Source organism: Reichenbachiella faecimaris (genome assembly GCF_900176375.1).
GTDB lineage: Bacteria > Bacteroidota > Bacteroidia > Cytophagales > Cyclobacteriaceae > Reichenbachiella > Reichenbachiella faecimaris.
Genome location: NZ_FWYF01000001.1, coordinates 445,280 through 458,124, shown reverse-complemented (window position 1 = coordinate 458,124; position 12,845 = coordinate 445,280). Strand labels below are relative to the sequence as shown.

General features: G+C 39.1%; 8 protein-coding genes. 6 read left to right on the top strand and 2 right to left on the bottom strand.

The features are described from left to right. The first annotated feature begins 5 nt into the window (after nucleotides 1–5). The 5 genes from B9A58_RS01850 to B9A58_RS01830 are packed head-to-tail and all read left to right on the top strand — an operon-like array spanning nucleotide 6 to nucleotide 7,831. Nucleotides 6–584 (top strand): hypothetical protein, encoded by a 579-nt coding sequence (locus tag B9A58_RS01850; protein WP_139793709.1) that lies wholly within the window; start codon nucleotides 6–8, stop codon nucleotides 582–584. A 28-nt stretch (nucleotides 585–612) separates the two neighbouring features. Beyond that, entirely contained in the window at nucleotides 613–3,939 is a 3,327-nt protein-coding gene (locus B9A58_RS01845) for a SusC/RagA family TonB-linked outer membrane protein (protein WP_084370724.1), read from the top strand. 4 nt (nucleotides 3,940–3,943) lie between these two features. Continuing rightward, a complete protein-coding gene (locus B9A58_RS01840) occupies nucleotides 3,944–5,473 on the top strand; it encodes a RagB/SusD family nutrient uptake outer membrane protein (protein WP_084370723.1) in 1,530 nt (509 codons plus the stop codon). A 1-nt stretch (nucleotide 5,474) separates the two neighbouring features. Then, a complete protein-coding gene (locus B9A58_RS01835; RefSeq protein ID WP_176214648.1) occupies nucleotides 5,475–6,368 on the top strand; it encodes a putative zinc-binding metallopeptidase in 894 nt (297 codons plus the stop codon). A gap of 5 nt (nucleotides 6,369–6,373) precedes the next feature. Further along, nucleotides 6,374–7,831 (top strand): DUF4302 domain-containing protein, encoded by a 1,458-nt coding sequence (locus B9A58_RS01830; protein ID WP_176214647.1) that lies wholly within the window; start codon nucleotides 6,374–6,376, stop codon nucleotides 7,829–7,831. A gap of 3 nt (nucleotides 7,832–7,834) precedes the next feature. Here B9A58_RS01830 and B9A58_RS01825 read toward each other — a convergent pair whose 3' ends face one another. After that, nucleotides 7,835–9,697, bottom strand: a complete 1,863-nt coding sequence (locus tag B9A58_RS01825; RefSeq protein ID WP_176214646.1) for an ATP-binding protein — start codon at nucleotides 9,695–9,697, stop codon at nucleotides 7,835–7,837. A gap of 224 nt (nucleotides 9,698–9,921) precedes the next feature. Here B9A58_RS01825 and B9A58_RS01820 point away from each other — a divergent pair, with 224 nt between their 5' ends. Then, nucleotides 9,922–11,367 carry an aminotransferase class V-fold PLP-dependent enzyme gene (locus B9A58_RS01820; RefSeq protein ID WP_084370719.1) on the top strand — a complete coding sequence of 482 codons (1,446 nt, stop codon included), beginning with the start codon at nucleotides 9,922–9,924 and terminating at the stop codon, nucleotides 11,365–11,367. Between the two features lie 56 nt (nucleotides 11,368–11,423). Here B9A58_RS01820 and B9A58_RS01815 read toward each other — a convergent pair whose 3' ends face one another. Then, on the bottom strand, nucleotides 11,424–12,839 hold the full coding sequence (locus tag B9A58_RS01815) for a hypothetical protein (RefSeq protein ID WP_139793708.1): 1,416 nt from the start codon (nucleotides 12,837–12,839) through the stop codon (nucleotides 11,424–11,426). Between the last annotated feature and the right edge of the window lie 6 nt (nucleotides 12,840–12,845).

Genomic DNA, 12,845 nt, shown 5'->3' with positions numbered 1-12,845 from the left:
ATCTTATGAAAAAATTATTACAAACTACACTTTTAGCCTGCTCTTTACTTTTTATTGCATCATGTAGCAGTGACGATGAGGAGCCACCGCATATTGTTGGAAATTGGACTCTTGAAGAGTTTGGTTTGATAAATTTGGGACCTGGATATACAGAATCTGGAGAACCAACTATTCCATTAAACGCATTGAGTTTTGGAGGGGTAGTTATTAAAAGTTATGAGCTTGATATTAGTAAGAATGGAACTTACGTAAGGACTATTGGGATTGAAGGTTCACTTGAAGAATCTGTTGATGAAGGAACCTGGGAATTGAAGGATGATGAGTTTACATTGACTACGACTGATGGTGATGATCAGGGTTGGGAAGTGCAGTTAAATGAAAATAGCAACCTTTGGCTCAGTTTCGAAAGCCAGTCTCCTTTATTGTTAATTTCTGATGAAGTAAGAGATGAAATCAGAAGTGTATATACAACACAGGAAGAGATAGATGATTTTTTTGAAATATATGATCTAGAAGGTGAAGATGGTGACACTATTTATAGTCAACCTACTGTAGATTTTATTTATTCCTTTTCAAAACCTTAAGTAGTAATTTCATTTGTACAATAGGTTTATGAGAATACTTTTCATCCTTATTGCCAGTTTCTTTTTATTTCAGCATTTCCAAGTGCTAGCGCAATCAGGAAAAGTATCTGGAACTGTCGTAGATACGAAGGGCGAGCCAATGGTGGGTGTTTCTGTTGTTATCGAAAACACCAGCATTGGTTCGATTACAGATTTAGATGGTAATTTCAGCTTTCAGGCAAATTCAGGAGATGTGCTGGTGATAAGAATGCTGGGCATGAAGGAGCAAAAGATAAAGGTTTCCAATCAAAATCAAAATTTTCAAATCAAACTTGAAGAAGAATCAGTAGCACTTCAGGAAGTAGTGGTTAATGGCTTTCAAGAGGTAGATCGAAAGCTCTTTACTGGCGCATCTGAGCATCTAAAGATGGCTGATATCAAGGCGGAAGGCATTGTGGATGTGAGTCGGGTATTGGAAGGGCGCGTAGCAGGTGTAAATGTAGACAATGTCTCAGGTACCTTTGGATCTTCCCCTAAAATCAGAATTCGTGGAAATGCCTCAATCAATGGAAACAATCAACCTCTTTTTGTAGTAGATGGCGTGATTCTGGAGGATTTGTCCAACGTAAATACAGATGATTTTATCTCGGGTAATGCCAATACACTGATTAGCTCGTCTATTGCCAATATCAATCCAGACGATATTGAATCTTTTCAAATATTGAAGGATGCCTCTGCGACTGCCATATATGGAGCCAGAGCGGCCAATGGAGTCATTGTGATTACTACCAAAAGAGGAAAGAGTGGCGCACTGCGGGTGAATTATTCAGGCAACTATTCCGTAAAATTAAGGCCTACATATAATCAGTTCAGTTTGCTCAATTCTGCAGAGGAAATGTCTGTCTATCGTGAGATGGCACAAAAAGGACTGATTGATATCACCACTTCAGTGAAAGCCCAGAACTATGGTGCTATGGGGAAGATGTATACACAAATCGCCCAGCACCAAATACCTTGGGGGCCAGGAGTAGGACTGAAATTGAATGAATCATTTTTGAATCAATACGAAAATGCAAACACAGACTGGTTTGATGTGTTGTTTAGAGATTTTGGGTTGCAACAGCAACATTCTCTCAGCTTTACATCTGGGACGGACAAATCCAATAGTTATTATTCTATCAGTTACCTTAATGATGCAGGCCAGACCATAGCAGATAGAGTACAAAGGTTGACAGCCAGTGCTCGCAATACGTATTTTTTATCAGACAAATTTACTTTTGGTTTGAAACTGTCAGCCAGTTACAGAGATCAAACAGTTCCTGGTACCAGAAACAGAGAGTTTGATCCAATAACAGGGAAATACAGTCGAAGTTTTGATATTAATCCTTTGAGCTATGCCCTGAACACCAGTAGATCCATTCGTCCTTATGATGCTAATGGTGAGTTGGAGTACTTCAGAAGAAACTATGCTGACTTCAATATACTGGAAGAATTAAAATACAATTTTATAGACATCAATGTCACAGATGTATCTACACAAACAGATTTTGAATTAAACCCAACAAAAAACATTTCTTTGAAGGGAGTGATGCAATTGAGATATGCATCTACTCAGCGTGACCATACCGTACACGAACGCTCCAATCAATCAGAAGCTTATAGAGCCAATAGTACACAGTTTATTCAGGATGCAAACAATTTGTTGTACAAGGATCCAGACAACCCAGGCCTAAATCCTGTAGTGGTTTTGCCCATTGGTGGGTTCAACTACTTGGACAAAAGTGACATGCTCAATTTTTTCAGTAGAATTAGTGCAGAGTGGTCTAAAACGTATCGCGAAATTCATCAGGTAAATCTGCTAGGGGGGCAAGAAATCAGATTTACCAATAGAAGTGAAAAAAGCACAACTGGACTAGGTGTAGTTTATGAAAGTGGCGGAATTGCCGTAACAGATCCTAATATCATAGAGTTCTTTAATTCCCAGAACATTGATGTTTACTCACAAAACAATTTGCGAGATAGATTTATAGGTGTATTTCTAAATGGTGGGTACGCCTACAAAGGGAAGTATGTTGCCAATTTTACGGTAAGGTATGACGGCTCTAACCAACTTGGTGAGAGCCAAAACGCAAGATACCTGCCCACCTGGAATGTAAGTGGGGCTTGGAATATGCATAGTGAAAATTTTATGTCCAACCTAAGTGTCATAGATTTATTAAAAGTAAGAGCTACCTACGGAATCTCAGGAAACCTTCCTCCAGATGCAAGTGCACTGCTCAATCTCCAGGCAGACGTCACTGTTAGACCTACTGATCAGGAACCTTATCTGTATATACAAGATTTAACAAACTCTGAATTGACATGGGAGAAGTTAAGAGAGTTAAACATAGGAACGGATATGGGATTGTTTGATAATAGAATTAGCATTTCAGTCGATTGGTATCGACGTCAATCATTTGATTTAATAGGCCAGGTAGTTACAAGTGGAGTAGGAGGACAAAGTATAAAAACGGGAAATTTTGCCGATATGGAATCTAATGGTTTCGAATTCACCTTGAACACAGTGAATATGACCAGAGGGAATTTTTCCTGGACTACCAATTTCAATATTGGATACACCAAAGACAAAATTACAAGATTGGATTTTGGACCAAGGTTAGTAGATGCTTTGGAACAAAATGGAGCCGCCGTACTTGGAGGCCCAAGAAGGGGGTTGTATTCTACCAGATTTGCTGGCTTGACTAATTTTGGTTTTCCTACATTTTATGATGAAAATGATGGTCGAGTTTTTCAATATGATTTGCAGAGCAGAGAGAACTTAGCAGAAACCCTCAAGTTCGAAGGATCCACAGAACCCAGAGGTAGTGGCGGATTAAGTAATACGTTTACCTGGAAAGGCCTCTCTTTCAGCTTTTTGCTTTCATATAAGTTTGATTACAAAATCAGATTAAACGATGTTGTTGAAACTGACGCCAGATATACTGATTTTGATGCTTTGCCTGCAGAAATGGCCAACAGATGGGTGGTGCCTGGCGACGAGGAAATCACTAATGTGCCTGCCATTCTTGAGCAAAGCATAGTTGGAGAAGGAGGACAGGATCTTGATAGTTATTCTTTGTACAATCTTAGCGATCTACGAGTAGCAGATGGTGATTACGTTCGTTTGAAAAATGTGAGATTATCTTACCGACTTCCTGGCCCTCTGGTTCAACGAATAGGTTTAAATAATATAAACTTAAGTGTAGAAGGGCAGAACTTATGGCTGATTTATTCTGATGATGCATTGAACGGTCAAGACCCTGAATTTTTTAGTTCGGGAGGCGTTTCATTGCCTCAGCCGAGACTGGTAACATTTACACTGAACATTGGTATCTAGTAATATGAAGAAACTGATTCACATATTTCCAGTAGGTGTTAATTCGTTATTGCGAGCAAAGCGAAGCCATATTGTGTTGGCTGTACTGCTGGTATTTTCGGCATGCGACACGTTTTTGGAGGAGGTGCCTGATAATAGGGTCTCTTTGGATGATTTAGACAAAGCAGCCCAATTATTGACCAATGCCTATTCTAATGCCAGTTATGCTTTTACGGATTGGATGTCAGATGATTTTACCTACACAGTAGGTACTACGCTACGGACAGAGCATCAGCAAATGTATGTTTGGGATGATCCTTTTTCAAATCCTGATGATCAAGATACGCCGGCATTTTTTTGGTATCAAACCTATACTGCTATTTCTCATGCCAATGAGGTGCTACAGATAATTGACGAGCTGGAGGTGGATCAGGAAGATAGAGAGAGGCGGGATGCAATAAAAGCGGAAGCTTTGTTAACCAGAGCATACGGCCATTTCATGTTGGTCAACTTGTTTGGAGAGGAGTTTAACTTTGGTAATAATGGTTCCGGCCCAGGAGTACCCTATATTTTTGAACCAGAAACGGAGTTTCTTGTCGAATATGAGCGGGCATCAGTGCGTAGTGTATTGGATGATGTTGAAGATGATTTGAGAGATGGATTGGAATTGTTGAATGATTCCTACTATTCAAATAGTGGAAAATATCATTTCAACAGAAATGCAGCGTTGGCTTTTGCCTCAAGGTTTTATTTGTACAAAGCTGATTTTATTAGATGCAAACAATACAGTGACGAGTTGCTGGGGTCTAATCCAGAAGCATTTGTCAGGGATATGACTTCAGAGGAATTTAGAGCGTCAAAAGCTTCTACTTCAGGTTATCCACAGCTATATTCTTCACCAGACTTGCCAAGTAATTTGTTGCTCATCAGGAAAATTTCTCTGGTACAAAGAACGGATTTTGCTTATGGGGTGGATGAAAACAATTATGGATCCCTATTTGCCACTCATCCTTTTGATGATGCAACTGATGAACGAGAGAACCCTGCCTGGGTAAAGGGGCTAAATGCACTGTTTCCCGTACGATATGAAAGCCTTTTTGAAAGAAGTAGCATCAATTCCAATGTAGGAACGCCTTATCATATCGCCTTGGCTTTTAGGGGTGAAGAGGTACTGCTCAACCGCGTAGAAGCCAGTATATATAACAATCAATTTGATGACGCTATAGCTGATCTGCAAGTATTGTCAGATAGGCGGTATACTGGAGGAGATGTCACGCTTACGATGTCAAGACTTAGGACTTTTTTTAATGCAGACGATGATGCCAGCTTTACAGATGATTTAATACTATTAAACTATTTGTTGCTAGAGCGAAGGAAAGAATTTATTGGGCAGGGGATGAGATGGTTTGATATCAAAAGATATTCGCTTGCGGTAGATCATCGTGGCCCTGACGGTTCAGTTATAGCAAGATTGGAAAGAGATGATAATAGAAAAGTCTTACAAATACCCAAGTCAGCAATCGAAGTAGGGGGGCTCGAACCTAATGAAAGATAAAATGAAAAACATATCATCTACCATGGGGGGTGGGAAGTATTGGCGCAAGTGTTTGTTGTTATTGGGGATGATTTCAATAATTACTTCTTGTTTTGAAGAAGATAAATTGGAAGAGCCAGTTCAAGGGGTAGAAGAAGCCAAAACAGATCTGGACAAGTATATAGAGGCCAATTTTACAGAAGAATATGGAATTGCGATTCGATACAAATTCGTTGATAATTTCGTGGATCCAGGCCAAAGAGTAACGCCTCCTAAGCTGGAAGTAGTACGTCCCATGCTAGACTTGATTGAGGAGTATTGGATAGATGTTTATGCGGATGTTGATGGTGGTGAAGCTTATTTCAGAAGGTACGTGCCAGCAGAGCTGGTTTTTTTAGGCGGGTTGATTTTCAATGGCGATGGTACGGTAACCTTGGGTACAGCTGATGCAGGGGCAAGAATAACTTTCACGGATGTGAATTCAATTGATTTTGATGATGACGAATGGTTGCTGAGACAGTTACATACTGTCTATCATGAGTTTGCTCATATTGTGCATCAAAATGACAAGCTACCAAGTGCATTTGAAGAAATAGCCGCATCTGGGTACAGTAGTGCTGGTTCTTGGTTCAATCTAACTGAAGAAGATGCGCTTATGAGAGGTTTTGTTTCTCCTTATGCTACAAGCAGTCCAAATGAAGACTTTGCCGAAACCATAGCATTTTATATGGCAGAAGCCGATTTTATTGATGATTATATCACTTTAGAAGACAATTGTACTACTGCTGCTTGTGAAAATCGTAATGCAGGTAGAGTGCTTATTTTAGAAAAATTAAATGCAATTAAAGAGCATTATCTGAGGTCTACTGGAATAGATTTGGATGAATTGAGAGCATCTGCACAATCTAGATTATGATCACTATGGTAAAAAATATTTTATTACTTCTTGTAGCAATTGTTTTCCTTTCATCATGTGATAATGGACTGGAAAAAATAACGCCCCCGGCTGAACGAAGTGCAGAGGCCATTAGTAATTTACGTGATGATCTGGTTGCTCCGACAAACGGATGGGTGCTCAATTATCAGCCAACACTTGAGTCTGGAATATTTTATATTCTTCTCAATTTTAATGATGATGGTACGGTAAGAATTCAATCCGACGTCCCAGGAGATAACGATTATTTTTACGACCAAACTGTTTCTTATCGGATAGATACCAGACTGAGTTTGGAATTGGTTTTCGAGACGTATGCTGTACTGCACTATTTGTTCGAACAAAACCAATCCACATTCGGTGCTGAGTTTGAATTTTACTATGTGGATAAGGAGGGAGACAACTTAAGGTTTGCTAGTAAATCAGATAATGATGGTGAGCAAACCGTCATATCTTTAGAGCCTGCTGGTGCTGATGCTTCAGATGTTTTTTCAAGAGAATTGGCGGAGAATTTATTAGCTTATGATACCATTAGCTCACTATTTATTGGCCCTATGCAGCAAATCGCATTGACAGACAGGAATGTGTCTATTTTTTGGTCAATGAATCTTGTGGAGCGAAGTGTAACCATAAGAAATTTGGCTGAGGGAGTGACGACTTCGGATATTTCTGCCACAAACAATACCCTTGAGCTAGAGCATGAATCTGGATACGGGTTTTTTGATGGAAAATTGGTGCTGACCGAACCTTTGGAGACTACTTTTATGGGAGCAGCATTCAATTTTTCAGAAATGACTTTATCTACCTTTTCGGAAACTGGAGAAATACTTTGTACGGGTGGCACGGCCAACTCACCAGTGTATACAGGTTCGTCCACGGGTCTTGGTAGTGCAACTATGTACAAGACATTATATGATGTAAAAGGGACTGAATTCCAACCCATGGAAGATAGCCCATACAGTGTGAATGTGTTCTTTGTGGCTGATGCAGATGGTATCTCCATGTCACGAGCAGGATCAATTAATGATTACTTCCCAACGGCAACAGGTTTTGCCTTTAATTACGGTTTTATTGATAGTGACAGTGCTTATTACGCTTGCAGTGCGGATTCGTTGGTGCAACCAGAGAACGCTGTGGGATTGTATTATGAGGATGAAAATGGTAATTTAAGATTGGGATTAAGAAAATTTGATGTAGTAAGTGCTGTAGATAACAAAGTGGAGATACAATTCACTACAAGTACAGACCCCTTGGATGATTACTATCCCTGTGATCTTACCAATGAAGAAAGAACAAACTTAGCAGCTATCACTGATGAAATTTTCGGTACTGGAGGAGGTGAAATTCATGCAGCGTATGATTTTTTCAGGAGCAGTGGATCTGATTTGGATGTTTTCACCCTCTACAATGCTTGCAATAACTATGAGTTCTTGCTGGTTCAGTAGACCCTAGGCCATAGCAAATTGCACAATGAATTTGGTGCCCTTGCCTAGTTCACTTTCATACCAAATTTTTCCCTTCATTTGTTCTACATACTTTTTCACGATTGAAAGACCCAATCCTGTGGATACTTCGTTAGCAGTTGGTTTGGCACTTAGCGTTTGAAATTTCTTAAAGATTTTGTCTTTATCATCTTCAGTTAGACCGGGCCCCTGGTCTTGTATAAATATTTGAGCTGCTTGACCTACGATTTCTAACCCAAGCGTAATAGTGGTGTGAGGCTGTGAAAATTTCAAGGCATTTGACACAAGGTTTTCGAGAACCTGATGAAGGTGTACTTTATCACCCAAAATGGCTACCTCTTGTTCTGGAAAGTTCCCAACTATTTTGATTTGTTTGGTTTTGGCACTTGTCCCGAAACTACCAATGGTTTCATTCAATACCTGAATGACATTCACCTTTTCTAGATTTTCTTTTTTTGATTCAATATTGAGTGCTTCTACGTTCAAGATCTTGCTAATCATTGAAAGTATACGGTCAGACTCACTTTTTATAAGATTAAGTGTTTGGTTTTCCTTAGCTCCAAATTCTTCATGCTCAGATTGATGAATTTCTGTAAGACCTTTAATATTATTGATAGGAGCCCTAAGGTCATGAGAAAGAATGCGGATCAGATTATTCTTTTCATTATTTATATCAATCAAGTCGTTATTGTGTTTATAGGCCTTTTCCTTTTGTTCTTCAATCTGAGCATTTAACTTTTTGCGTTCATTGCTAGACCAGAAGGCAACTATCGCGACTATAAGGAACAGCACACAGGCAATAATCGCTAGTGCTATAATGGCTCGCTGACGCTTAATAATTACTTCATTGAGTCGCGTTTGTTCTCTTAGATATTTGGTTTCTACTTCAGTTTTTTCACTTTGGTATTGGGCATGCAAGGACTCGATTTTCCTTGTGTTTTCTTCATTGAAAATGGAGTCTTTGGTAGCCACATACAGTTTGAAATATGATAATGCCTGATCATAGTCTTGTGATTTTTCGAGTATTTCAGACAGCAGTTGAAGAGCTTGTGATTCGTTATTTATTAGCCCGTGAGCTTTGTTTAGAATCATGCTTTTTTGAATATATTCTTTCGCCAATACAAGATTCTTTTTCATCATATAAGTACGTGCAATATTGATATAGCTCAAACTCAAGGTACTGGTGTGATTCAGATGTTTGACATTTACTAAATTCTCTGTGAGCAGTTTTAGTGCTTTGTCAGGCAAGTTTTGTTTGATGTACAGTTCTGCCATATCTACATTTGAAATAACAATCCCTTCAAGATCATTCATATTCAAACGAATCTCTTGTGCCTTTTTATAATTTTCTTCTGCTGCCTGATACCTTTCTAGTCCCACTAGTGATCTCCCAATGTTTAGATAGCAATAGGCAATGATGTTTTTGTTGTCAATCATTTTGGCATTTTCTAACGCACGCTGGAAGTAATCAATGGCGCCTTCATAGTTGGTTTGAAATATATATATGTTGCCAATGTTGATAAGTGTATAACTGATTTCTTGCAGATCTTTTGAATATTCAGAAGACTTGAGTGCTTCAAAAAACAGTTCCAATGCCTTTGAGTAGTTGCTACGATTTCGGTAAGCAATACCTAGGTAGTTTAAGCTGTGATTTATGCCATTCAAGTAATTTAACTCTCTAGAAAGCAGGAGCGCTTGTTCTGCAAAATGAATAGCAGAGTCGATATCAATGTTTCTATAACTCCAACTCAACTCATTGTAAATATCTACCAAAGAGCTATCTGCTGAAACTTTTGTTAAGGATTTCAGACTGTCAATACTTGAAATTGACTGATTCGATTGTGCCATTGTAGATGACACAGTTATCCCTATAAAGTAAGACAGTAAGATCAGAAATCTCATTTCAGTTTATGCTCAATAAATCAAGATAAATATGTGATACTAAGATGGGGTAAAATAAACAAAACTAGCTGACAAGACCGAGTCTAATTATATGGGAATGACTAAGGCTTACAATTAATTTGTTCATTCAGTTAGATGTGTAAATTTGCAATCCAAATAACAATGATCCAATGAATTTCGATGAGATAAGAAAAAACGTCGTTGGCTGTAGCCAATCTTTCGATACACCTTTTGGTAGTTTTGAAATGTTATATGCGGATTGGGTGGCAAGTGGCAGATTGTATGCTCCTATAGAAGATGCGATTTCTAATAAATTTGGTCCTTGGGTAGCCAATACCCATTCTTATTCGAACAAGACAGGCAGCCTGATGACTACAGCTTACAATCAGGCCAAACAAATCATTCGAAATCATGTGAATGCTTCTGAAGAGGATATGCTGGTGTTGACAGGGTCAGGAATGACTGGTGGAGTGCTTCGCTTGCAGCAAATTTTGGGACTGTGCGTTCAGCAAAATATGCCTCAATTGGCAGATGCTGACCGTCCAATTGTTTTTATCACGCATATGGAGCATCATTCTCATCATGTTTCTTGGATGGAAACAGTGGCTGATGTAGTGATCGTTCCTCCAGGCAAAGATTTGAAAATAGATCTTGCACTACTGCAAACTGAAATCGACAAGTATGCAGATAGGAAATTGAAGATTGGCGCTTTTACAGCTGGCTCTAACGTTACTGGTGTGATTACACCTATTCATGAAATGGCTGAAGTGATGCACAAGAATGGTGGATATTGTTTTGTGGACTATGCGGCCACTGCACCTTACGTCTCACTCGACATGCATCCAGAAAATGAGTTGCAACAATTGGATGCTATCTATTTTTCCCCACATAAATTTTTGGGAGGGCCTGGTGCTTGTGGAGTAATGCTTTTTGATAAGAACATTTATAACGGAAAATCGTGCGTACCTGGAGGCGGAAATGTGACTTGGACGAATCCCTGGGGTGAATATGGATTTACATCTAATGATGAGGCAAAGGAAGATGGCGGTACACCAGGGTTTCTTCAGGCGATTAGAGCTGCTCTTGCGATTCGGCTAAAAGAAAAAATGGGAACTGCTGAGATCGAAAAAAGAGAGGAGGAACTGGTTGCCAAAGCTTTCAAAAGAATGAATAATATAGAGGGCGTAAGAATAGTAGGAGAGCAGGAATCCAAGCGGATTGGAGTGGTTTCTTTCAATATTGACGACATTCATTATAATGCAGTGGTTAGGATTATGAATGATCGATTTGGTATCCAGATAAGAGGTGGCTGGGCTTGTGCTAGTACATATTGTCATTATTTGTTTGAATTGGATCAATCTCAGTCTAAACGTTTAACGGATGGAATTGACAATCAAAACCTGACAGGTAAACCAGGCTGGGCCAGAATGTCCCTTCACCCCACAATGACAGATGGTCAATTAGACCGAGCACTTGATGCCATCGAGTACATAGCCAAAAACAAACAGGAATTGAAAGAGGACTATGTCTATGACATAAAAACCAATGATTTCACACTGCAAAAATCAGCTGTAGATAATAATGAGGAACAAGCGGCCAAAATGTTTGAGATATAAAAAAGGGACGCTTGCTTAAGGCGTCCCCAGACTATACTTAAAATTATAATTTTTGACTAGCTAGCTTCTTTGATTTGAATTTGAGCAATGGCTTGACTTTCGCTGATTTTGCCGGCATCCAAGTCCAATAACGTTTGATTTTTTACCAGTACGTTAATTTCATTAGGTATATCACAGCTATTGCATTCTGTAAGCCTGATTTGAAAAAGCATGGATTCGTCCTCAGCTAAACTCTTAATGGTTTTACCATAGTCTATGATGTTCTTTTTGAACTCTCTGATGAACTGCGGATATAAGGCCATGACCTCTTTATTTCTTTCCTCTCGACTAAGATTGCTCTTGCGCTGTGTCGGCATTCGATAACTATCTCTGCCCATGGATACAGACGAATACATTTTCATTCTATAGATGACGCCAAAACTTTTTAATCTTTCGTAAGAAATTGGTGAAGAAGTATAATAGGTAGTTGCCAAATCAGTTTTATAAAGTCGCTGAAGTATACTCGAAAATAATTCTAGATCAGCAGCTACTCGTTCTTCTCCTTTGCTTTCAGCGAAATTGATTCCATTTTCAAAAGCCGTTCGTGAAACTCTACCAGCTTTAAAATCTGCAATATTTTTTCTTGTGGTAGACGCACTAAACTTTCCTGCCTGATCTGTAGAAGTTAAATAAACTGCTCCAAACCCTTGAGGCCCACCTTTAGTGATAAGCATGACTTGTTCGTTGTCTGCAAGTTGCCCAATCAGGTCTGCATAATCAGTTAAGAAAGTGGTCATGACCTTTCTATATAAAGGCTTTAAATCTTCAAAATCCTTCTGATAACCACGAGTTACATATCTGTGACCTTTATCGTCCTCATCATTTTCGTCAGAATTACTATAAGAATAGCGATAAGTGTATTCATCGTCAGTATCTATCACTATTCTGTTTACTTCGCTTCGTTTTATTCGTTCTCTCTCATGCTTCATTCTATCTTCTTCTCTTTCGCGTTGTCGCTCTAGTTGTTCCATTTGCCTTTCTAGCGCACGTTCTTTTTCTTCCAATGCGCGTTGTTGGTCACGGAGCATTCTTTCATTTTCCCTTTCTATGATTTCAGCTTGATGTTCAATTTCTTCAGCTTGTCTGGCTAACATTTCAGCTTGCATTTCAAGTTCTACCATATCATTGATATCAATTCTGAAATCCTCCTCGTCAAAAGAAAATCTGAAGTCGAAGGAAGGGTCAAAATTATTTGAGTAGAACTTACCCGAGCTATTAAGGTCAATCATGACCCCAAAACCAGGGATATAGCTGGCCTTAGGGCTTGCTGCATAAAACCTACCATCATTAGATTCCCCTTTTACAAGAGAGGAGACCACATCTTCAGCAATTTTGAGATCACGATCCATCTTTTCTTGATCGATTTCCTGACCCCAAAGAGAAGTGCCTTGGATAAGGAATGTTGTTGCAATTAGCAAATACTTAATTTTCATACGTGT

Coding starts and splice junctions, on each gene's coding strand:
- B9A58_RS01815 (WP_139793708.1), bottom strand. CDS start 12,839: ATGAAAATTAAGTATTTGCTAATTGCAACAACATTCCTTATCCAAGGC.
- B9A58_RS01850 (WP_139793709.1), top strand. CDS start 6: ATGAAAAAATTATTACAAACTACACTTTTAGCCTGCTCTTTACTTTTT.
- B9A58_RS01840 (WP_084370723.1), top strand. CDS start 3,944: ATGAAGAAACTGATTCACATATTTCCAGTAGGTGTTAATTCGTTATTG.
- B9A58_RS01820 (WP_084370719.1), top strand. CDS start 9,922: ATGAATTTCGATGAGATAAGAAAAAACGTCGTTGGCTGTAGCCAATCT.
- B9A58_RS01845 (WP_084370724.1), top strand. CDS start 613: ATGAGAATACTTTTCATCCTTATTGCCAGTTTCTTTTTATTTCAGCAT.
- B9A58_RS01825 (WP_176214646.1), bottom strand. CDS start 9,697: ATGGCACAATCGAATCAGTCAATTTCAAGTATTGACAGTCTGAAATCC.
- B9A58_RS01830 (WP_176214647.1), top strand. CDS start 6,374: ATGGTAAAAAATATTTTATTACTTCTTGTAGCAATTGTTTTCCTTTCA.
- B9A58_RS01835 (WP_176214648.1), top strand. CDS start 5,475: ATGAAAAACATATCATCTACCATGGGGGGTGGGAAGTATTGGCGCAAG.